Source organism: Lentzea atacamensis, from assembly GCF_003269295.1.
Classification (GTDB): Bacteria; Actinomycetota; Actinomycetes; order Mycobacteriales; family Pseudonocardiaceae; genus Lentzea; species Lentzea atacamensis.
This window is the reverse complement of record NZ_QLTT01000005.1, coordinates 547,043-566,568: the sequence shown is the minus strand read 5'-3', so window position 1 is coordinate 566,568 and position 19,526 is coordinate 547,043. Positions and strand designations below refer to the sequence as shown.

26 protein-coding genes and 1 pseudogene are annotated in these 19,526 nt (G+C 69.5%); 9 read left to right on the top strand and 18 right to left on the bottom strand.

Features of this window, described 5'->3' with window-relative positions:
• The first annotated feature begins 96 nt into the window (after positions 1-96).
• Positions 97-753: a polysaccharide lyase family 7 protein gene (locus C8D87_RS25410; RefSeq protein ID WP_109639915.1), complete on the top strand. Its 657-nt coding sequence runs from the start codon at positions 97-99 to the stop codon at positions 751-753.
• A 1-nt stretch (position 754) separates the two neighbouring features.
• Here C8D87_RS25410 and C8D87_RS25405 read toward each other — a convergent pair whose 3' ends face one another.
• Positions 755-2,008, bottom strand: a complete 1,254-nt coding sequence (locus C8D87_RS25405) for a PucR family transcriptional regulator (RefSeq protein ID WP_112228631.1) — start codon at positions 2,006-2,008, stop codon at positions 755-757.
• Between the two features lie 191 nt (positions 2,009-2,199).
• Between C8D87_RS25405 and C8D87_RS25400 the strand changes: the two genes are divergently transcribed.
• On the top strand, positions 2,200-2,520 hold the full coding sequence (locus C8D87_RS25400; RefSeq protein ID WP_109639917.1) for a hypothetical protein: 321 nt from the start codon (positions 2,200-2,202) through the stop codon (positions 2,518-2,520).
• On the opposite strand, the gene C8D87_RS25395 is transcribed toward C8D87_RS25400, so the two are convergent.
• Entirely contained in the window at positions 2,486-3,157 is a 672-nt protein-coding gene (locus C8D87_RS25395) for a DNA alkylation repair protein (RefSeq protein ID WP_233440052.1), read from the bottom strand. The genes C8D87_RS25400 and C8D87_RS25395 overlap by 35 nt on opposite strands.
• Before the next feature lie 41 nt (positions 3,158-3,198).
• The gene (locus tag C8D87_RS25390) at positions 3,199-3,495 is read right to left on the bottom strand and encodes an RICIN domain-containing protein (protein WP_170166574.1); all 297 of its coding nucleotides are present in this window, start codon (positions 3,493-3,495) and stop codon (positions 3,199-3,201) included.
• Between the two features lie 7 nt (positions 3,496-3,502).
• Here C8D87_RS25390 and C8D87_RS25385 point away from each other — a divergent pair, with 7 nt between their 5' ends.
• Positions 3,503-4,006 carry a hypothetical protein gene (locus tag C8D87_RS25385; RefSeq protein WP_112228629.1) on the top strand — a complete coding sequence of 168 codons (504 nt, stop codon included), beginning with the start codon at positions 3,503-3,505 and terminating at the stop codon, positions 4,004-4,006.
• A 22-nt stretch (positions 4,007-4,028) separates the two neighbouring features.
• On the opposite strand, the gene C8D87_RS25380 is transcribed toward C8D87_RS25385, so the two are convergent.
• Both C8D87_RS25380 and C8D87_RS25375 read right to left on the bottom strand, forming a co-directional pair.
• Positions 4,029-4,244 carry a hypothetical protein gene (locus C8D87_RS25380; protein ID WP_112228628.1) on the bottom strand — a complete coding sequence of 72 codons (216 nt, stop codon included), beginning with the start codon at positions 4,242-4,244 and terminating at the stop codon, positions 4,029-4,031.
• A 51-nt stretch (positions 4,245-4,295) separates the two neighbouring features.
• Positions 4,296-4,838 carry a TetR/AcrR family transcriptional regulator gene (locus C8D87_RS25375; protein ID WP_233442277.1) on the bottom strand — a complete coding sequence of 181 codons (543 nt, stop codon included), beginning with the start codon at positions 4,836-4,838 and terminating at the stop codon, positions 4,296-4,298.
• An 89-nt stretch (positions 4,839-4,927) separates the two neighbouring features.
• Between C8D87_RS25375 and C8D87_RS25370 the strand changes: the two genes are divergently transcribed.
• Both C8D87_RS25370 and C8D87_RS25365 read left to right on the top strand, forming a co-directional pair.
• The gene (locus C8D87_RS25370; RefSeq protein WP_233442276.1) at positions 4,928-5,134 is read left to right on the top strand and encodes a hypothetical protein; all 207 of its coding nucleotides are present in this window, start codon (positions 4,928-4,930) and stop codon (positions 5,132-5,134) included.
• A 129-nt stretch (positions 5,135-5,263) separates the two neighbouring features.
• Complete coding sequence (locus C8D87_RS25365; protein ID WP_109639922.1) at positions 5,264-5,836, top strand: dihydrofolate reductase family protein; 573 nt, start codon at positions 5,264-5,266, stop codon at positions 5,834-5,836.
• Position 5,837: 1 nt separating this feature from the next.
• On the opposite strand, the gene C8D87_RS25360 is transcribed toward C8D87_RS25365, so the two are convergent.
• Complete coding sequence (locus C8D87_RS25360; RefSeq protein ID WP_112228626.1) at positions 5,838-6,500, bottom strand: HAD family hydrolase; 663 nt, start codon at positions 6,498-6,500, stop codon at positions 5,838-5,840.
• 301 nt (positions 6,501-6,801) lie between these two features.
• Here C8D87_RS25360 and C8D87_RS25355 point away from each other — a divergent pair, with 301 nt between their 5' ends.
• Positions 6,802-7,095, top strand: a complete 294-nt coding sequence (locus C8D87_RS25355; protein ID WP_112228625.1) for a hypothetical protein — start codon at positions 6,802-6,804, stop codon at positions 7,093-7,095.
• 1 nt (position 7,096) lies between these two features.
• On the opposite strand, the gene C8D87_RS25350 is transcribed toward C8D87_RS25355, so the two are convergent.
• The 3 genes from C8D87_RS25350 to C8D87_RS25340 all read right to left on the bottom strand — a co-directional run bounded on the left by C8D87_RS25350 (position 7,097) and on the right by C8D87_RS25340 (position 8,717).
• Positions 7,097-7,516 carry an acyl-CoA thioesterase gene (locus C8D87_RS25350; RefSeq protein ID WP_112228624.1) on the bottom strand — a complete coding sequence of 140 codons (420 nt, stop codon included), beginning with the start codon at positions 7,514-7,516 and terminating at the stop codon, positions 7,097-7,099.
• Entirely contained in the window at positions 7,513-8,016 is a 504-nt protein-coding gene (locus C8D87_RS25345; protein ID WP_146771863.1) for a hypothetical protein, read from the bottom strand. Before C8D87_RS25345 ends, C8D87_RS25350 begins: the two co-directional genes overlap by 4 nt.
• 113 nt (positions 8,017-8,129) lie before the next feature.
• Complete coding sequence (locus C8D87_RS25340; protein ID WP_112228622.1) at positions 8,130-8,717, bottom strand: TetR/AcrR family transcriptional regulator; 588 nt, start codon at positions 8,715-8,717, stop codon at positions 8,130-8,132.
• Positions 8,718-8,801: 84 nt separating this feature from the next.
• Between C8D87_RS25340 and C8D87_RS25335 the strand changes: the two genes are divergently transcribed.
• Positions 8,802-9,584: an SDR family NAD(P)-dependent oxidoreductase gene (locus tag C8D87_RS25335; protein ID WP_215732475.1), complete on the top strand. Its 783-nt coding sequence runs from the start codon at positions 8,802-8,804 to the stop codon at positions 9,582-9,584.
• 9 nt (positions 9,585-9,593) lie between these two features.
• On the opposite strand, the gene C8D87_RS25330 is transcribed toward C8D87_RS25335, so the two are convergent.
• Both C8D87_RS25330 and C8D87_RS25325 read right to left on the bottom strand, forming a co-directional pair.
• Positions 9,594-9,881 carry an Rdx family protein gene (locus tag C8D87_RS25330; protein WP_109639929.1) on the bottom strand — a complete coding sequence of 96 codons (288 nt, stop codon included), beginning with the start codon at positions 9,879-9,881 and terminating at the stop codon, positions 9,594-9,596.
• Entirely contained in the window at positions 9,878-10,747 is an 870-nt protein-coding gene (locus C8D87_RS25325; protein WP_109639930.1) for a helix-turn-helix domain-containing protein, read from the bottom strand. Before C8D87_RS25325 ends, C8D87_RS25330 begins: the two co-directional genes overlap by 4 nt.
• A gap of 140 nt (positions 10,748-10,887) precedes the next feature.
• Between C8D87_RS25325 and C8D87_RS25320 the strand changes: the two genes are divergently transcribed.
• The gene (locus tag C8D87_RS25320; RefSeq protein ID WP_325049714.1) at positions 10,888-11,931 is read left to right on the top strand and encodes an NAD(P)-dependent alcohol dehydrogenase; all 1,044 of its coding nucleotides are present in this window, start codon (positions 10,888-10,890) and stop codon (positions 11,929-11,931) included.
• Positions 11,932-11,946: 15 nt separating this feature from the next.
• Here the strand turns inward: C8D87_RS25320 and C8D87_RS25315 are convergent, their stop codons facing one another.
• Entirely contained in the window at positions 11,947-12,318 is a 372-nt protein-coding gene (locus C8D87_RS25315; protein ID WP_112228620.1) for a MerR family transcriptional regulator, read from the bottom strand.
• Positions 12,319-12,377: 59 nt separating this feature from the next.
• Between C8D87_RS25315 and C8D87_RS25310 the strand changes: the two genes are divergently transcribed.
• Positions 12,378-13,427 carry an alkene reductase gene (locus C8D87_RS25310; RefSeq protein WP_109639932.1) on the top strand — a complete coding sequence of 350 codons (1,050 nt, stop codon included), beginning with the start codon at positions 12,378-12,380 and terminating at the stop codon, positions 13,425-13,427.
• A 123-nt stretch (positions 13,428-13,550) separates the two neighbouring features.
• Here the strand turns inward: C8D87_RS25310 and C8D87_RS25300 are convergent, their stop codons facing one another.
• The 6 genes and pseudogenes from C8D87_RS25300 to C8D87_RS25275 all read right to left on the bottom strand — a co-directional run bounded on the left by C8D87_RS25300 (position 13,551) and on the right by C8D87_RS25275 (position 19,490).
• Entirely contained in the window at positions 13,551-14,069 is a 519-nt protein-coding gene (locus C8D87_RS25300; RefSeq protein ID WP_109639933.1) for a pyridoxamine 5'-phosphate oxidase family protein, read from the bottom strand.
• A 44-nt stretch (positions 14,070-14,113) separates the two neighbouring features.
• On the bottom strand, positions 14,114-15,433 hold the full coding sequence (locus C8D87_RS25295; RefSeq protein ID WP_112228619.1) for a hypothetical protein: 1,320 nt from the start codon (positions 15,431-15,433) through the stop codon (positions 14,114-14,116).
• 43 nt (positions 15,434-15,476) lie between these two features.
• Positions 15,477-16,961, bottom strand: a complete 1,485-nt coding sequence (locus C8D87_RS25290) for a glycoside hydrolase family protein (RefSeq protein WP_109639935.1) — start codon at positions 16,959-16,961, stop codon at positions 15,477-15,479.
• A gap of 123 nt (positions 16,962-17,084) precedes the next feature.
• Entirely contained in the window at positions 17,085-18,140 is a 1,056-nt protein-coding gene (locus C8D87_RS25285) for a heme/hemin ABC transporter substrate-binding protein (RefSeq protein WP_233440053.1), read from the bottom strand.
• A gap of 211 nt (positions 18,141-18,351) precedes the next feature.
• Positions 18,352-18,879, bottom strand: a pseudogene (locus C8D87_RS49245) (phosphotransferase); the annotation flags it as partial.
• A gap of 71 nt (positions 18,880-18,950) precedes the next feature.
• On the bottom strand, positions 18,951-19,490 hold the full coding sequence (locus C8D87_RS25275; RefSeq protein WP_112228617.1) for a hypothetical protein: 540 nt from the start codon (positions 19,488-19,490) through the stop codon (positions 18,951-18,953).
• Positions 19,491-19,526: the final 36 nt, after the last annotated feature.

Sequence of the window (19,526 nt, the reverse complement as noted above, 5' to 3'; positions counted from 1 at the left end):
TCCGTGAGCGTCCCTCGGGTTTGGCAATTGTTGACTCACGCGTCAGAATCTCCCTCGCCGCCGCCTGTGTATCCCCGCAGTGCACAAGGAGCGCAAATGGCACGACGAGTCGCAGCAGCCGCCGTCACCACACTTCTCACCTTCGCCGTCATCCAGCCGGCGGCCTCGGCCGGGCCGGTGGGCAGCGGGTGGCAGGAGTACAAGCCCGCGTGGAACCTGCAGATCCAGAGCCGCGGCGAGATCACGAGCTACCCCAGCAGCACCACCAGCGCGTCCGGACCGGGAGGGTCGTACCGCCGGGCGGGCGGGGTGCAGACCTTCAAGCTCTTCAACAACGGGTCGAACCGCGTCGAGGCCAGGATCCAGGACAACTACCGGACCGGGCAGCGGCAGTTCGAGGGCGAGCTCAAGGTCACCTCGGGCACCGACGACGAGAGCGCCATGCAGATCTTCGGCAACGACGGCGAGGGTGCCACCACGTTGATGATCAGGTCTTACGCGCGCAACGGCGGCACGCTGAGGGGCGGTGGCAAGGACCTGGTCAGCAACATCTACGGCAAGTGGGTGCGGATCAACGTCACGCACAACGCCACGGCCACCGGCGGCAGCTATTCGATCTACATCAACGGAAAGCACGTCCACACCGCGAACGGGCCCAAGGGCGACCACTACTTCAAGTACGGGGTGTACGGCACGCTGAAGACGGCCGGTGCCGAACACCAGTGGCGCAACGTGCACTTCTACCGGAAGTGAGTCAGGGCCGCAGGTCGTGGACGATCAGTGACGCCGCGAGCAGCCGGATGTCCCCGGGATCGGCCGGGTTGTAGCCGGTCAGCTCGGTGACGCGGCGCAGGCGGTAGTTCAGCGTGTTGCGGTGCAGGTGCAGCTTTTCCGCCGTGCGGTGGCGGTTGTGGTCGCTGTTGATGAACTCCCGCAGCGTGTGCAGCAGGTCGGGATGCTCGGCCAGCCGGTCCATCACGCGGGCGAGGCGTTTGCGGCCGGGGCCCGGACGGCAGAGCTGGTACTCGAGCAGCACGTCGTCGAGCACGTACGCGCCGGACGGGCGGCCCAGTCGCTGGGCCAGCTCGGCGATGTCGGCGGCCTGGCGGGCCGCGGTGGGGATGTCGTCGCGGCTCTCGGCCGCGGCGATTCCGCCCACCAGGCCGAGGCCCGCCGCGGTGTGCAGCCTGCGGACCAGGTCGGCGGCGTCGGCCAGTTCAGCGTCCACGGTCTCCGCCGAGGTGGGCAGCAGCACGGTGCCGCCGTCGTGGTCGAGTGCGGAGAGCGCGTGCTTCGGCAGTTCGGCGCGGAGGCGACGGACGAGCACGTGCGCGGCGAGCCGTGCGTCGTGGCCGTCGGCGCCCTCGTTCAGTGGTGGCGGTTCGACCCGCACGGCCAGGACGACGTGGTGGCTGGCCAGGTCGAGGCCGATGCGTTCGGCCAGCGGTTCCGCCTCGCGACCGGTCAGCAGCGCGGCCACCAGGGCGCGGCCCGCCTCGCGGCGTTCGGCGTGCAGGGCCTGCTGTTCGGTGAGGTACGAGGCGGCGACGGCGGGCACGGCGAAGCTCAGGTACTGCAGCAGTGCGGGCACGGTCGCGAGCAGGTCATCGATGTCGTCCTTCTCGGCGACGCCGGCCATCGCGGTCCAGCCGACGTGGGCGGCGACGTGGTAGGTGCTCAGCACGACGTCGAGGGGAATGCCCTGCTGAGCTCTGCGGACTGCGGTGGCGATCTGGGCCGCCAGCTCTTCCGGCGCGGGTGGCCGCTGCTCACGCAAGGAGCGCAGGAAGACCTGCAGGTTTCGGGTCACCGCCTCGGTGATCTCGCGGTCGACGAGCTGGTGCGGGAGTTGCCGGTAGGCCGCGGATCTGGCGAAGAACGCCTCCAGGACCTGCTCGGCTATGCGGGGGATCTGCATCGCTGCGCGCTCGTACAGCGGTGCGAGGGGGTCAGGTGCCGGGATGTCGACCACCGGCAGAGGCTTGCGCATGCGGATGGCCCGTGCCATCGCCCGAATCGGTCTTCTTTCGTGGGCGTGTTGCACGAACGGAGGCACGCGGCGTTGTGCAGCTGACCCAAACGTTTGACCTGTTCGAGTGATGCCCGGTCGGGTGTACCTGTGCGTGCGTCCAAAATTGGCAGTTCACACCGGCAGGGGCAGGAGACTTGGCGCACAACGTGAGCAGTGTCCAGGAATGCATGAGGCTGTTGCTGCGGCGCGGATTTCAGCGGACCGTCGTGCAGGACCGGCTGACGTGCGTCAACGCCGTGATGTTCCGGCGTGTGTGGCGCGGGACCAACGAGACGGTGCTCGCCTACTCCGAGATCGAGGCGCTGGCCTATCGCGTCCGCGAGGACGATGTGGACCCGTCGGACCCGTTCGTCGTCGACCCGGACGTCACGCTCTGGCAGTGCGGTGGTGAGTTCCTCGACGTCGCCGGCCAGCTGCTCGAACTGCCGCCGGTGCCGGGGCACTCGACGTTCGCTACGCGTCCTGCCGGCGACGGACCATCTCGTTGATCCAGATCGGGGCGAACGGCGATGTGCAGTTCGGCGGCGTCGGGTAGTCCTTGAGGACCTCGAGGCGCTCACCGATGCCGATCGCGCGGGCCCGGTGCGCTGGGTGTTCGATGCCGATCTGGGCCAGACAGTGGTTCATCGCCCACTGCAGGCGTTCCGGCGCGCCCTTCATCTCCGCCTCGATCGTGTCGAGCAGCCCTTCGAGATCGAGGCCTTCCGGTTTGCGTGCCACACGCTCGGTCGTCAACGCCCAGCCCGCGCTCGCGACCACCGGGTCCGGGTCGGAGAACCAGGAGACGCGCAGGTCCTCGGCGTGGGCGCTCTTCTTCACCACGTAGTTCACGAGCCAGTCGTGAACCTTGGGACGGCGGGCCTCGCGCAGCATCGTGTCGAGCTGGTCGCGGGAGAACGCCTTGGGGCGGCAGATCAGGAGGGCGAGGAGACGGGCCGCGGTGTCACCGGTCGCCCACAGCTCCAGCGAGAGGTCCTGCTGGGTCTTGAGGCGCTTGGCGAGCGCGCGGAGCTTGCCGAGGTTCACGCCGTGGTCGTCGCCGTGCTTCTCGTTGACCGCGCGTGCCTTCGGGTCCTCCAGCGCGGCCAGCTCGGCCATCACCCCGGCCACCGTCGTCTCCGCCACCTCAGCCCTCCTGTTCGCGTTGTGCCGGTCAGCCTAGGCCGTCAGCCGACGACCCACTCCTGGGCGCGGTGGGCGACGCACCAGTTCTGGTGCAGCTTCGCCTTGTTGGCGAGCCCGCGGCCCGCGATCTCCAGGCACTGGCCGCTGTGGCGCGCCCTCAGCTTGAACGAGCCCGTGCCGGTCGGCTCGACGGCGAACTGCTGGTTGAACTTGGTGGCGCTGCACGTGTACTGCGTGGCGTCGGCGGTCGCGTCCTGGCTCGCGTCCCACACGTCGACGCACCTGCCGCTGTGCGCGACCCTGATCCGCACGGCACCGCGGTGGTGCCGGTGGATCATCGGCCTGGTGCTGGAGAAGCACGTCCGGCAGGACGAGCTGGTCGAGTACGTCGAGGAGAACCTGCGTCTCATCGTGGCCGGGTTGTACGACCTCGCGGGGGAGCAGGCGCCGCAACCGGATCCCGTCCGCGAGGCCGCCGTGCCCTCGCTGGTCGCGCCCGCGGAGGAGACGACCAAGGCCGCGATGGAGCGGATCGGGCCGCTCAGGGACGTGCTGGACGAGCTGACGGGACGGCCGGACGTCATCGCCGCGCACGCCACCACCTGGTTCAACATCGCAGTTGCGCAGCGGGAGATGGCCGACGAGCTCGAGGACTTCATCGAGCGTGACGTGCCCGCGTGGGACGGCGCCGCCGAGCACCAGCGGTTGATGGGGCACAACATCGAGGCGCTCAGAGGGCTCAGCTGGCGATGGCGCCGTCGGACGCGACGTTCCGGCGGATGGCGTGCCGGATCGCGGTGTACGGGGTGGCGCTGCACGCCACCCTCACGCACCTGGAGAACCGGCTGAACGGCTAGTGCCGGTCAGGCCACTAGGCGGCACGGCGGGCGCGGCGCCTGGCGATCGACGGCAGGAACCACATGTAGACGCCGGTGCCCATGAGGATGAACAACGGCAGCAGCGGCACGTAGGACACCCACACCGCGGAGTTGTCCACGGTCAGGGCGACGGCCGTGAAGACGACGGTGGCCATGAAGAACATGCTGACCACGCGGTGGAACCGCCGGATCCTCTTGTTGCCGCTCATTTTCGTTGTCCTCCCTAGTTGTTGTTGAGGACAACGTTAGGAGCGGGAGGATCACCCGCGCTTCTTGATTCCTGACCGGACTGCGGCGCGGGCTTCCGCGGCCGTGAGATTGCCCGTCAGGGTCAGGCCCGCGAGGCCGAGAGCCAGCGCCAGGTGCTCGGCGGCGCGGTCGGAGCCGAGTGCGGTGAGCAGGGCGAGGAGCTCGGAGTAGCTCTGCCGCAGCCGCTCGGACAGCTCGGGGTCGGTGAGCGCGTGCGTCTCGAACGCCTGCGCCACGCGGAACAGCCGGTGATCTTCCGGCGTGGCGGGGATCAGCTCGGTCAGCAGCACCTCGACCGGGTTCGAGGCGCCGTCCAGCCGGGCCTGGACACGGGCGGTGCCGCGGTCGTTGATCGCGGTGAAGGCGGCTGTCAGCAGGTCGTCCTTACTGGGGAAGTAGTGCTGGACGCGGCCGACGGAGACACCGGCCCGCTCGGCGACGCGGCGGATGCTGACCTGGTGGGTGCCCTCGGTGTCGACGATCGCGAACACCGCCTCCAGGATCGCGCCGCGCCGTTCGTCGTGGGCGGCTCCCAGGCCACGCACCGGTGTCACTCGCATCCCCTTTCCGAGACGTTCGCATTGATTTGACCACGAGAGCGGGCTACGGTGGAGCAAACCGATACGTTCGTATTGATCTGGGGGTGGACGTGGAGCTGATCGCGCTGGTCCTGCTGGTGCAGGGTGGAGGCGGGTTGATCAACAACCTGACCGGTGGGTCGAAGAGCTGGTTCGTGCTGAACTACGTGGAGATGCCGGACGCGGTGCGCATCGCGGCGTACGTGGTGATGGTCGTGTCCGGGCTGCTGATCGTGGCCCGGCGGTTCGGCTGGGACTGGCTGAAGGGTTAAGGCTGTGCCCGGCCACACACCCGCGGCCGTGACGCATGGCGGAAACTTTCCTGGCGCGAGGTGTCGATCCCGGCATCTCCCGTTCGACAGACTGATGACAGCACGTTTCGAACACCAAGGAGAACTCCGATGCGCACCCTGATCGCCACCGCGTTCGTCTCGCTCGACGGCGTCGTCGAAGCCCCCGGCGGCGAGCCCGGTCACCGCAGCTCCGGCTGGACCTTCAAGGACATCGAGTTCGACGAGGCCGCCTACGAGATCAAGGGCCGCGAGCAGGAAGAGTCCGCGGCGATGATGATGGGCAGGGTCAGCTACGAGGCGTTCTCCCCGGTGTGGCCGACCCTCGACTACTTCCCGCGCTACAACGTGATTCCGAAGTACGTCGTCTCCAGCACGCTCAAGGAGGACCAGCTCGTCGACAACTGGGGCGACATCACGATCCTGCGCTCCCTCGACGACGTCGCGGCGCTGAAGGAGACCGAGGGCGGCCCGATCACCATCCACGGCAGCGCGACGCTCAACCGCAACCTGTCCGACGCCGGGCTGATCGACCGCTACCACCTGCTGGTGTTCCCGGTGCTGCTCGGCGCGGGCAAGCGGCTGTTCAGCCAGACCGACAAGGACAAGCAGATGCTGAAGCTCGCCGAGAGCGAGTCGTACCCGAACGGCATCCAGAAGCTGGTCTACGACGTCGTGCGCTGAGTCAGAGGCACTCGCGCACAGCGGTGACGACCTCGGCGAACGAGTCGACGAGCCAGGTGGGGCCGGCGCTGAGCAACTGGTCGACGCCGTGCACGCCGTAGGTCACGCCGATCGACGACATCCCGGCCGCGCGCGCCATCAGCACGTCGCACGTCGTGTCGCCGACGACAACCGCTCGCTCGGGTGCCACGCCGAGCCTGTTCAGCACCAGCAACCCCGACGCGGGGTCCGGCTTGGGCATCGGCACCTGGTCCGCACCGACGACAGCGGAGAACTCGTCGCGGAGGCCGGCCGCGACGAGCAGCTCCTCGGCGTTCGCGCTGAACTTGTTCGTCGCGACGGCGAGCAGGAAACCGTTCTCCCGCAACGACGCCAGCCCGTCGAACACACCGCGGAACACCAGGTTCGGTGCCATCGGCAGCATGATCCTGCGGGACATCGACCGGTAGTGCGCGACGCACTCGGCGACGCGGGGCTCGTCCTCGGCGACACCGAGCAGCTTCGCGAACGCGGCCGGCAGCGGCAGCCCGATCGTGCCGCGGATCGAGGCGGAGTCCACTGTGGGCAGGCCGAGCCGGCTGAACACCGCGGCGAACGTCGTGACGATCCCGCGCGGGGTGTCGACGAGCGTGCCGTCCAGATCGAAGATCACGCAGCGGTTCACGGGCGCACTCCTCCGCCGGGTGGTGGAGACGCTACGTCCGTCAGCTCGAACCCGGCTCGAGCGCCTTGCCACCCGGTGACCCGCGGTACGGAATCCCCGCACTGGACCAACGGGGGATTCACATGCGTCGTACGACCGTGGTTTGCGCTGCGCTGCTTTCGTTGCCGGCACCGGCGGTGCCGGCGCAGGCGAACGGCACGCCGATCGCCGTGAACGCGCCGGTCTCGACCCGGCACTACCTCCTTGGTGCGAACGGCAGCGGCGAGCTCATCGGCTACGACTTCGCGGCACCTTCAAGATCGTGGCCGACGACGTGGCGCTGTGGCGGTGGGGCCTCGTCACCGGCGCGGCCGTGCAGAAGTACGTGATGAACGACCCGCGTCCCATCGGTGTCAACGCGGCCGGCCAGCCGGCCGCGCGGCAGGACGACGACAACGACGGCCGGCTCACCGTGAAGGTCTGGCCCGGCACCGAGTTCTACGGCGAGCTGCCCATCAACGAACGCGTCCTCGCGGTGGCGGAGAACAACGATCTCGCCGGACAGCGCAAGGCCGCCGACGGTCGCTGGGTGCCGGCGACCCGGACGTGCGAGTGACTCAGCCGCGCAGGGGCCGCACCTCGCCGAGCGCCTTGACCAGCTGGTCGGGCAGCTCGATGGTGCCGTGCCCCTCGGTGGACACGGTGGCGTAGACGACGCCACCACTGCAGACGATCTCCCCGTCCCGGCGGAACGCGAAGTCGAGCGTGAAGCTCTTGCGCCCGATCCGGGACGGGCTGATCAGCACCTCGGCGATGTCACGTGACCTGACACCGGCGCGGAAGTCGAGGTCCACGTGCACGACGTGGGCGTCGAAACCCATGCCGGGCCAGTCGGAGTACGGCAGGCCACAGTGGACGAAGAAGCCGTCGACCGCCTCGTCGACGTGCCCGAGGTACCACATGTTGAACATCACGCCCTGGCCGTCGATCTCGTAGAACCGGGGCGTGAACGTGTAGCCGGACCAGACGTCGTTCATCGCATCGCCCGTCCGACCGGCGGCAGCACCGACACCATCGACGCGGCCAGCCACAGCAGCAACGCCACACCCGGCACGATGATGAACGTTCCCCCGTGGAAGGTCGTCAGCCGCACGATGGCGAAGATGTAGTAGACGACCACGAGGAACCCGAGCGCGGCGGCGATCCAGCGCGCGAACCCCAGCCGGGCGAACAGCAGCACCACGAGCAACAGGACCACGCCGCCCGCCGTGTAGGTCGCCGCGATCACCGCGTCACCGTTGCCGACGATGCCGGGCGGCAGCATGATTCCGATCAACGCCACGGCGGCTCTCGGTGTCTGTCCCACACCGTCCGCGGTGTTGAGACCCGCCAGCACGAAGCACAGCACGGACACGAGCAGCCACAGCCCACCCGCGAGGAACGCCGGCGCGGTACTCGGTTTCGGTGGCGGGCCCCAGCCGGGAGGCGGTCCGTATCCCGGTGGTTGCCGCGGTTGCCAGCCCTGGTTCGGATGCACGGCCCACACGATACGAGCTGACGTGCGATTGACGGTGCCGGTTCGCCGCGAAAGGTGGAGAAACCGAAGGGGGAGAACCGATGCGGATCGACACCCCGCTCAGTGTCGGCTGATCATCCACTTCGGACAGCGGTGAGCGCGGCGTAGGTGAGCCGTCGCAGCTCGTCGAGGCCGCCGTCGGCGCCCTGACGCACCCAGGCGGCGGAGGCCGCGTCGAGACACGCCAGCACGGTGGCCACGATCGCCTCGCCGACGAGGCCGGCCGGGGCGCCGCCGGTGCCGACGCGGCGCTCGACCTCCGGTGCCAGAACCTCCTGCCAGCGCAGGTGCTTCTCCAGGTGGGCGGCGCGCAACGCGGGGCTGGTGGTGACCAGCCTGCCGATCATCGCGCCGCGCTCCGGGCTCATGCGCGTGGTCAGCACGCCGAACGCGTGCCCCAGCGCTTCCCAGATCGGCTCGTCGTCGGGGCGCTCACGCAGCGCTTCGAGGATCGCCGGGCCCTGCTCGGCGAGATCGCCGAAGACGATGTCCTCCTTCGTGCCGAAGTAGCGGAAGAAGGAACGCCGCGAGATCCCGGCCGCGGCCACCACCTGGTCGACCGTCGTCTCCTCGAAGCCGTGCTCCAGGAACAGCGCGAGCGCGGCGTCCACGACCTCCTCCTGGACGCGGCGGCGCGTGCGGTCCCACAAGCGATCTGACACGTGCCCAGCCTAGTGCCACCTCGACTCTTGGCGCCTGGGTGGCATTTGATGCTAACTTGGCACTCGATGCCAAGGAGGAATCGAGTGACAATCGACTGTCGAGGCATGCGGGTGCTGATCACCGGAGCCAGTGCCGGAATCGGCGCGCAGTTCGCTCGTGAGCTCGCCCGCAGGGGCGCTGACCTGGTGCTCGTCGCTCGCCGGGCGGAACGGCTGGAGGCACTCGCCGCCGAGCTGAAGGAGGTCGAGGTGACAGTGCTGCCGTGCGATCTCACCGAACCGGGAGCCGTGGCGGGCCTGGCCGCGGAGCTTCAGGCGCGAGGGCTGAAGCTGACCGGGCTGATCAACAACGCCGGGTTCGGCACGTTCGGGCCGTTTGCCGGGGAGGACGCGGAACGGCTGCGCGCCGAGATCGCGCTCGACGTCTCGGCCGTGGTGGAGCTGTCCAGGACGTTCGTCGGCGAGCTCGCGGCATCCGGCCGCGGCTTGCTGGTCAACGTCGCGAGCATGGCCGCGTACGCGCCGGTGCCGAGGATGGCGGTGTACGGCGCGGCCAAGGCGTTCGTGCTCAGCTTCACCGAGGCGTTGTGGCAGGAACACCGCCGCAGTGGTCTGCGGGTGCTCGCGCTCTCGCCAGGAGCGACCAGGACCGAGTTCTTCGACGTCGCCGGCCCCGAGGCCGCGGCGGGCGCGCGGATGCACTCGCCGGAACTGGTGGTGGAGACGGCGTTGCGGACGCTGGGCCGGCGCAACCCGCCGCCGAGTGTCGCCGTCGGCCGGCTCAACCGGCTGCTGCTGACGTTGTCCAGGCTGCTCAACAGGCGGCTCGCGGTCATGGCGATGGGCGCGCTGAACGGCGCCCGCTGAGCGAGCCGGTCAGGCCGGGTTCTTGCGGTCGGTGTGGCCCAGCGACCGCTCCGGCGCCACCCGGTCGCGCACCAGCTGCTTGAGCACGGCGAGGTCCGGGAAGCCCTCCTGCTCCTTGCGCGACCACACGGTCTCGCCGTCCAGCCGCACGTCGAACACGCCACCGGTGCCGGGGATCAGCGCGACCTCGCCCAGTTCGGTCGTGAACGTGGTCAGCAGCTCCTGCGCGGTCCAGCCGGCGCGCAGCAGCCAGCGGCACTGGGTGCAGTACTCGATCTCCAGGCGCGGTGTCCTCATGCCTGAGTCTTAACAGAGGTGCCGGCGCGGGTCGCGTCCGTACCCCAGTTCGCGAGCAGCTGCAGCGCCTCGGCGGACGCGGTGCCGGGTTCGGCGTGGTAGGTGGTGAAGAACAGGTCGGGCTCGCTCGGCATCTTCAACGTCTCGTACGACAGCGTCATCTCGCCCACGAGCGGGTGCCTGAGCACCTTGGTGCCGAAGCTCTTCTCCTTGACGTCGTGCTTGGCCCAGAGCTGCCGGAACAGCTCGCTCTTCACCGACAGCTCGCCGACCAGCGCGGCCAGCTCGGGGTCGTCCGGGTAGCAGCCCGCGTCCATGCGCAGGAAGCCGACGACGTCGGCAGCCTTGCTCCGCCAGTCGACGAAGAGGTCCTGGTAGGACGGTCGCAGGAAGATCAGCCGCGCCCAGTTGCGGTCGCGTGGCGCGAGCTCGCCCCAGTCACCGAACAACGCCGCCGCCATCGGGTTCCACGCGTGGATGTCCGAGCGCCGCCCGCCGATGTACGCGGGGACGCCGACGCCGTCCAGGAGATGCCTGAGCGCGGGCCGCACCTGCGTTCGCACGGTCTTCTTCTTGCCGTGCTTGCAGTTCGCCAGGTTCCGCAGGTGCGCGTGCTCGGCGTCGTTCAGCCGCAACGCACGGGCGATCGAGTCCAGCACCTCTGCCGAGACGTTGCGTCCGTTGCCCTGCTCCAGCCGCGTGTAGTACGCCACCGAGACACCCGCGAGCTGCGCCAGCTCCTCGCGGCGCAGGCCCGGCACGCGGCGGGTCCTGCCGTACCGGGGCAGCCCGACGTCGTCGGGGGACAGCCGCGCCCGGCGGCTGCGCAGGAACTCGCTCAGCTCGGTGCGCGGATCGACGGTCATGTTCCCGAGTATCCCCGGACCAGGAACGCCGTGCCTGCTACTGCCAGTGGTAGGCACGCCAGTCGTACGAAAACCAGGTGTCTGGGTGGGTCCCTCGAACCGGAGCAGTGTCGTCAAGCGACACGACGAACGAGGAGAACCTGATGAGCACCGTCGCTGCCTACGCCGCTCCCGCACCCAAGGCACCGCTGGAGCGCACCACCATCGAACGTCGCGCGGTCGGCGCGCACGACGTTCTGATCGACATCGAGTTCGCGGGCATCTGCCACTCCGACATCCACCAGGTCAACGAGGGCTGGGGCCAGGGAATCTTCCCGATGGTTCCCGGCCACGAGATCGCCGGTGTGGTCGCCGAGGTCGGCTCCGAGGTGACCCGCTACGCCGTCGGCGACCGGGTCGGTGTCGGCTGCATGGTCGACTCCTGCCGGGAGTGCGACAACTGCCTGCGCGGCCTGGAGCAGTACTGCACGAGCGGCAGCACCATGACCTACAACGCCATCGACCGCCACGGCGACGTCACCTACGGCGGCTACTCGAAGCAGATCGTGGTCGACGAGAACTACGCGGTGCGGATCCCGGACGCGCTGCCGCTGGACGTGGCCGCGCCGCTGCTGTGCGCGGGCATCACCGTCTACTCGCCGCTCAAGCACTGGGGCGTCGCACCGGGCAAGAAGGTCGCCGTCGTCGGCCTCGGCGGTCTCGGCCACATGGGCGTCAAGATCGCCGTCGCGCTGGGCGCCGAGGTGACCGTGCTGTCGCAGTCGCTGCGCAAGAAGGACGACGGGCTCAAGCTCGGCGCCCACGACTACCGCGCCACCAGCGACCCCGCCACGTTCACCGACCTGGCGGGGAAGTTCGACGTGATCCTGTCCACGGTGTCCGCGCCGCTCGACTTCGGCGCCTACCTCGGTCTGCTGAAGACCGACGGCGCGATCGTGAACGTCGGCGCGCCGGAGGAGCCGATCTCGCTGAACCTGTTCGGGCTGCTCGGCGGCCGCAAGACGCTTGCCGGGTCGATGATCGGCGGCATCGCGGAGACCCAGGAGATGCTGGACTTCTGCGCCGAGCACGGCCTGGGCGCGGAGATCGAGCTGATCAACGCCGACCAGATCAACGTGGCCTACGAGCGGGTGCAGTCGAGCGACGTGCGGTACCGGTTCGTGATCGACACCGCGACGATCTGACGTCCAGGTGCCCTGTCAGCCCGGCTGGCAGGGCACCCCGGACTCGTGGGACCTGGCGGCGCCCGCGATCACCGAGTCGAGCTGCCGGAGGGTCTCCTGGAGCTCCTCGATCTGCCGCACCACCGACGACCGGTGTCCGTGCAGCGTGGCCAGGACCTCCGGTGAGGCCACCCCGGTCACCACGCACGGCAGCATCTCGAGGATCGAGGCGCTGGAGATCCCGGCCGCGTAGAACTGCTGGATGAGCCGCACGCGGTCGACGGCCTCGTCGGGATAGTGCCGTTGCCCGCTCTGGCTGCGTTCGCCGGTGAGAAGGCCCTGCTCCTCGTAGTAGCGCAACGCGCGCACGCTCACGCCCGTGCGTTCCGCCAGCTCACCGATGCGCATGAGACCTCCACCACAAAAGCTACCTCTGACGTCAATGTCAGGTTTCTAGCGTAGTCCTCATGCTTCTCACCAGCTACCGACTCGGAAACCTGACTCTGCCGAACCGCCTCGTCATGGCCCCGATGACCCGCGCACGAGCCGTGGACGGCAAACCGACCGCAGCGACGGCCACCTACTACGCCCAACGCGCCACCGCGGGCCTCATTGTCACCGAAGGCGTGCACCCGAACGCGGTCGGCCAGGCCGGCCCGTTCATGCCCGGCGTCCACACCGGCGACCAGGTCGAGGCCTGGCGGGTCGTCACGGACGCCGTGCACGCCAACGGCGGGCGGATCTTCGCCCAGCTCATGCACGGCGGCCGGATCGGTCATCCCGAGGTCGCCGGGCACCACCCGGTCGGCCCGTCGGCGATCGCGGCCGCGAGTGAGGTGTTCACGCCCACCGGCATCAAGCCCGCGCCGGTGCCGCGCGAGCTGACGATCCCGGAGATCCGGAACCAGGCGCAGGCGTTCGGTGACGCTGCGCGCTGCGCGCTCGACGCCGGGTTCGACGGTGTCGAGCTGCACGGCGCGAACGGTTACCTGATCCAGCAGTTCCTGTCCTCCAACGCGAACCGGCGCGCCGACGGCTACGGCGGCTCCATCACCGGACGCATCCGGTTCGCCGTGGAGGCGGTGGAGGCGGCGGTGGACGCCATCGGTGCGGACCGCGTCGGCATCCGGCTCTCACCCGGCGGTGAGGTCCAGGACATCGTCGAGGAAAACATGCGCGCGCTGTACGACGCGTTGCTGAAGGCGTTGCCGGACATCGCTTACATCCACGTGCTGGCGACCGCGGACGACGAGGTGCTGATGGGTCTGCGCAAGGCGTGGCCGACGGCGTTCATCCTCAACCCCGGCGGCCAGATCGGCCCGCACGAGGGCACGCGCGAGCAGGGGGAACGCTGGCTCGCCAACGGTGCCGACCTGATCAGCTACGGCCGCGCGTACCTGGGCAATCCCGATCTCGTCGAACGGTTCCGGCTGGGCCTGCCGCTCGTCAGCACCGACCGCGAGACGTGGTTCCAGACCGAGGCGGGATACATCGACCATCCCAGCTATCAGCACTGAAGCGCGCGCATCAGGTGGTCGACGAGCCGTTCGAGGGGCTCGACGAGGACATCCGGCGCGGCGCGAAAGACCGGGTCACCACGACCGTCGAGGACGTGACGGCCCGGTCGTTCCGCGAGTTCCTCAGCTGAACGTCCACCGCGTCGCGCCGCCGGGCTCCACGGTGGCCACGGCGTGGGCGGCGCGCAGCGAGACCCGGTAGACGTACCAGGGCGGCGGGCCACCGCTCGGCGCGGTGTAGGGCGCGGTGAACGCCTGCCCTTCCCGTTGTGCGGGCCAGCCGGACTCGCGGTACCTCGCGGCGACACGGTCCAAAGTGGACTCATCGGTGATCCGGCGGGCGTCGCCCTCCAGCACGAGGTCCATCCCGGTCAGCCGCACCGACACCGTGCAGGCCGGGTTCTCCGCGAGGTTGCGGGACTTGCGGGTGCCCGGCCCGCTCACGAAGTGCAGGGCGTCGGAGAACCAGACGGCGCCTATGCCCGCCGAGTGCGGCCTGCCGTCCGGCCGCACGGTGTTCAGGAAGAACGGCACGTCCTTGGAGGCGGACTCGGTGGCGAGCAGCTCCTGCGCCTGGCTCCAGCGCAGGGCGGCGTTGCCGTACTGGTCGAGGTTGCGGGTCTCAATCGTCGTGTTCGTCATGCACACACGTCGAACGGGGATCCGCGTTCTCGACAGCCGTCCCGCTATCGGCCCACCACGCTGCACGGCACGACGAAGAACCAGCCCTTCGGCTCGTGCTCCAGCCTGGCTTCCGGCGCACCGGCGGCACACTCCGCACGGGCCCGCGCGAGGCTCTCGTCCCACGGAATGCCCTTCAGCACGGTGTTCGGGACCCGCAGGTGGGCGAAGATGCTGACGACCACGGCGAGCCCGATCAGGTAGCGGCTGCCGCCCACCACCGCGCGTTCCCACGTCGTGGCCGGTGTCGCGTCGAGCCCCACGAAGATCGCGGTGAACAGGAACAGGCACGGGGCGATGCTGTAGCGCTGCCCGGCCATCACGACCTCGGGCACCTGCACCTGCAGCACGTGCGTCCAGTTCAGCACCAGGCACGCGACGATGACGATCACGCTGTACGCGGCCGCGACGAGCACCAGCGTCCGCCCCGCCCGGTCGCCGAACCGCAGTCCCGCCACCATCGGCACCGCGGCGACCAGCAGCGCCACCAGGATCACCAGGTTGCCGTGCGCCGGGTAGAACTGGCTGACCCGCTCGGAACCCGTGAACGCCACCACCGGCACCCGCAGCAGGCTCGCCAGCAGCACCTGCACCGGGTCGACCTCGTCGTGCGAGTACGGCGTCCTGGTCGCGAACAGCATCGCCACCGCCTGGACCGCGAGCCCCACGAGGAACGCGATCGGCACCTCCTTGCGCGGCAGGAAGAGCCGCACGAGCGCGATGGGCGCCAGGATGTACACCAGCGGACTGGACACGGCGGCGAGGAACACGAACAACGCGACGGGCACGCGTGGGGCATTGCGCCACAACAACGCCCAGAAGGCGCCGTAGAGCAGGAACCAGTGCAGGTTCGACATGTTGTTCAACGTCTCGGAGTTGCCAGCCGGCAGCACGATGACGAGCGCCGCCAGCGCGAACCGCAGCGGCCACGACCGCAGGTACGCCCCGGAGGCCGCGAACGTGATCAGCGCGACCAGCGCCCGCAGCATCGCCGCGGCGATCGCGAACCCGGCGGCGGTCCACTCGATCGGCAGCAACGCGACCACTTCCGCGACCAGGCGCGGCAACGTGTGCAGGTAGCCGCCGTAGGGCTCAACCAGGTTGCCGAGCGCGGGGGAGCGGACCGCGTCGACCATGAACCTGGCGCCGTCCTCCGCCCACAGGTGGTCGAGGCGGGCCCAGCCGGGCGGAATGAGCAGCAGGAACGCCACCGACGCCACGAACGCGCCCGCGAAGCCCAGCCACGCCCGCTCGTGCGGAGGATCGGCTGGCAGCGGGATCACGCTGCCGGCGAGTGCTCTCGGTCGTTCGGTCGTCGCCGTCATCGGTCCCCCATGTCCCGTTTCGAACCGGGGAAACGGTACGGGGTCAGGTCGTGAGCCGCTCCCACCGGTCCCACTGCTCCTGGGTCACGATGGTGACCTCGGAGGAGTTGAGCTTGGCCGCGTCGAGCGAGTTCATGACCATCAGCTTGTTGTCCACCAGCAGGCCCACCTGGTCGCTCGGGCTCTGCACCGCGGGAACACCCGCGGGGACCCGGACCGCGACCTTGAGCGAGTCGACGGCCTTGGGGCGCTTGGCCAGCACACCGACGGCGTACTTGGCCGCGACCGAGCCGCGTTCGAACCGGACGATCTTGCCGCCGACCACGACGTCCGCGGTGCGTTCGGGGGAGGGCATCGCGAAGCCGTTGAGCGCCCTGGCCTCGTCCTCGGTGAGGCAGCCGTTGAGCCCGATCGCGTCGATGCCGAAGTGGCTGATGTTCGTCGGCGCGCCGGACCCGTCGCTCGTGGTGGCGCGCAGGACGTCCAGTCCGACCTTCTCGCACGGATCGCTGGTGCTGACCGGGGCGTGCCCCTCCGGGGTGCGCAGGAGGCCGGGGCCTTCCTTCCACGCGCCGGAGATGACCACCGGCTCGAACGGGTGCCGGGTGAACTCCCTGTTCCAGAACGTGACGGTGGTGCCCTCGTCGGTCGAGTGGGCGATCGCGAACGCCGACGCCGCCTCGATCCACATCCAGTCCGCGCTGAACGCCTCCACCAGCGACCGGGTTCGGGGCTGGTTGGTCCGCTCCACCGGCTTGAAGCCCTGCGGGCCCAGCGCCTCGACGTCCTTGCCGAACAGCGGGTCCCTCGAGCGCAGCACGTACTGGCCGGCACCGTTCGTGGCGGCCGCGTACCCCGTGGTGTCGGTGAAGAGCAGGTAGATCCAGCCGTCGAGGTAGATCGCGGACTGCTGACCTGCGCCGTAGGTGTTCGCGCGGATGACGTCGTTCGCGGGGCCGATGATCGCCTGGCCGCCGTTGGCCCGCGCCCAGTTGGTGCCGTCCTTGCTGGTCGCGACGCCGATCGAACTGCCGTTCGCGTGGTTGTCCCGCGACGCGCCGGTGTAATACATGTAATACGTGTCGCCGACCTTGACCAGCGACGGGTCGCACGTGTGCATCGCGTCGAAGTTGCCGCCGCTGCCGGACAGCACCGCGCGCGCCGTGCTGAACGGGCCGTCCGCGTCGGGACCCTCGGCGTAGAGGATGTCGTCGCCGTTCGGCTGGGCGCTGCCCATCTGGCTGCACCACCACGTGCGGACCCTGCCGCCGTCGAGCATCACGGCGGGCGCGTAGTTGTAGACCGCGTCCTCGATCCCGGCGACGACCGTGCCGGGGCTCTGCCGCCCGTTCTCCGAAGTGAGCCTGATGCGTTCCCTCGGCGCGGCCGGAGCGTTGCTCTCCGCTGCCTGAGGCTGTCCCACCTGAGTGCTGACCGGGTCACCGGCCGCCGCGCTGGTACAGGCCGTGACCGGGCCGAGCAGCGCGAGCGCAGCCAGCAGCGCGAAGGGTCTACGACTCAGGGGCACTCACCCATCATAGTGATCAACTCCTCCGGACGGGTGAAGTCCGCGACCGCTAAACCGGAATCAATTCACCTTTCGCGCGATGAGCAGCACGAACCCGCCGTGGAACACACCGTGAAGTGGCTCTCACGTGTACAGCGCCCGCGCCAGGCCGTCGATCACCGCGGCGGTCAACGGCCCGAAGCTCAGCACCTGGTGGTCGTTCATGTCGACGACCCGGCGCTGTTGCCCGGCCGGCGTCTGTGCCGCACCGGGCACGGACAGCACGCCCTCGATCCCGCCGACGGACCGAAGTCCCGTCGACATCACCAGGATCACGTCCGGCGCGGCTTTGGCCAACGCCTCGGGGCCGATCGGGTTCGCCCCCTCCAGCCCGATCTCGGACGCCGCGTCCACCCCGCCGACCGCGCTGATCAGCTCGTCGGCGCCGGTGCCCTTGCCGAGGATCTGGTGCACGCCGGACCGACCGCGCAGGTAGAGGAACACGATCCGCAGCTTCGAGTCGTTCGCGAGCTTCTGCACCGCGATCTTCGTCTTCTCGATCTCGAGGTTCGTGCGGCCGGCGAGCCGCCGTCCTTCCGCCGGCACTCCGAGCGCGTCCGCGACCTGCTGGATCACCGTGCCGACGTTGTTGACCGCACGCCGGGAATCCGTGACGACGACGGGGATTCCGGAGTTCCGGAGCTGCAGCACCACGTCCCACGGCCCGAGCGTGCTGTCGGTGATCACGACCGTCGGCCGCAGCGCGCGGATCGCCTCGGCGTCGAGCTGGTGCCCGTTCGTCGTGACGAGCGGAAGCCTTGCGGCGGCGGGGAACCCGGTCGAGATGTCACGCCCGGCCAGCCGGTCGCCGAGTCCCAGCCCGAACACCGTCGCGCCGAGCGTGCCGTACCGGTCGAACGCGAGAATCCGGTCGACGTTCGTCACCGTGACATCGGTGTCCTGCGCGTCGGTGACCGTCGTGGGCAGCTTCGGCGACACCTCGTCGCTGATCGGGACGATGTCGGGCTCCGCGACCGTCGCGGTGCTCGGCCCCGTCCTCTGCCTGGGATCCGCGGGTGCCAGCTGTTCCAGTGGCGTTCTGGCGGGACCACCTGACGGCACCTCGGGCGTGTTCGGGTTCGCCGTGCCGGTGCAGCCTGCCGCCAGCACGAGCGTGAGCCCGGCCACCCAGATCCTCACGCCTCGAACTTAGCTCCTCAGCCGGCCGGCGGGTGCTCGCGAACCGCACATCGGCGGCGGAACCAGGCGAGGAACCTCGCCGGATCCCGCCCTGCCGGATCTCGGACACCGCGCCGGTCAGCGGGAACATCGCGGCGTGCGTGCGCGCCCGTTCGCAGAGCTCCGGCCGGATGCGGCGGACCAGCGGCCAGCCGTAGTTGGCGAACGCGGCCGCGTCGAGCGCGGGATCGCCGGCGCAGGCGAAGTCCCAGTCGATGACTCCGCTGATCCTTCCGTTGTGCCAGCGGAGGTTCACCGGGGCGAGGTCGCCGTGCACGAAACCGGTCACCACGGGCAGGTCCGCGAAGCGTTGCAGGACTTCGGAAGCCTGAGCGCGTTCGTCGGCGTCGAGCAGCGGGAACACGAGCTCGGTGATCGCCTCGGCGACCTGACGCCCGCCCGCGTGGTGCAGCGGTTCGTCCAGCAGGGCGATGAGCTCGTCGTCCAGCTCGACCGCGGCGAGTGCGTCGAGCACCTCCCGCACCGCGTCGTCGCTCGCGGTCTCCACCGGTTCGCCGGGCAGGTAGGAGACGATGACGTGCGCCCTGCCCAGTGGCAGGTCGAGCCGTTCCTCGACAACTTCCGGAACGGCGAACGGCAGACCGAGCCGCGCGATCCGCCGGAGTGCTTCAGCGCGGCGACGCGCATCGGCCAGGACCAGTGCGGTGCGGGGAAAGCGGGCGACCCACTCGTCCCGCACCACAACGGCATCATGGAAGGTCCCGCGCGCCGCTTCCGCTCCCGGCGTCGCGAGCAGTGCCTCGAACTCGGTCACAGGGTTGTGACGAGCCACGAGCCGAACACCGCGGCCGGTACCACGAGCAGGTAGAGAACCACGGGCCTGCGCGGAAGCTTTTCCGGCGGACGCACCGCTTCTCCGCGTTCACGTCCGTTCGCCAGCGCCTCCGTCAACGCGGCCTGGTTGCGTCCCTTGCGAGCCGCGTAACTCTTGGAGATCTTCGACCACAGCCACGCGTTGTCGAACTCCCACACTTCCTCGCTGTCGTCGGCGAGGACGATGTGAATGCGGTTGAACTCCTCCTCGAACCTGGCGATCTCGCTCCAGCGGAACACGGCCATCGTGAACGGCCGCACCACGGCGATCCCGCCGTCGTTCCACATCAGCCGCGGCCTCAGACCGGAACGCCAGAGCATTTCCATCAGCGGCAGTCCGATCACCAGGATCACCGCCCACGGCGGAACCCAGGCGGGCAACCGCAGCACCTCCGAGGCCGGGACGATCGACGAGCCCGCCGCCAGCACGACCGCGGCAAAGTAGTTGATGAGCGCACTGCGCCGAATCTCGTGCAACGTTCTCCCACAACGCCCACATCAGTCCGGGCTTGA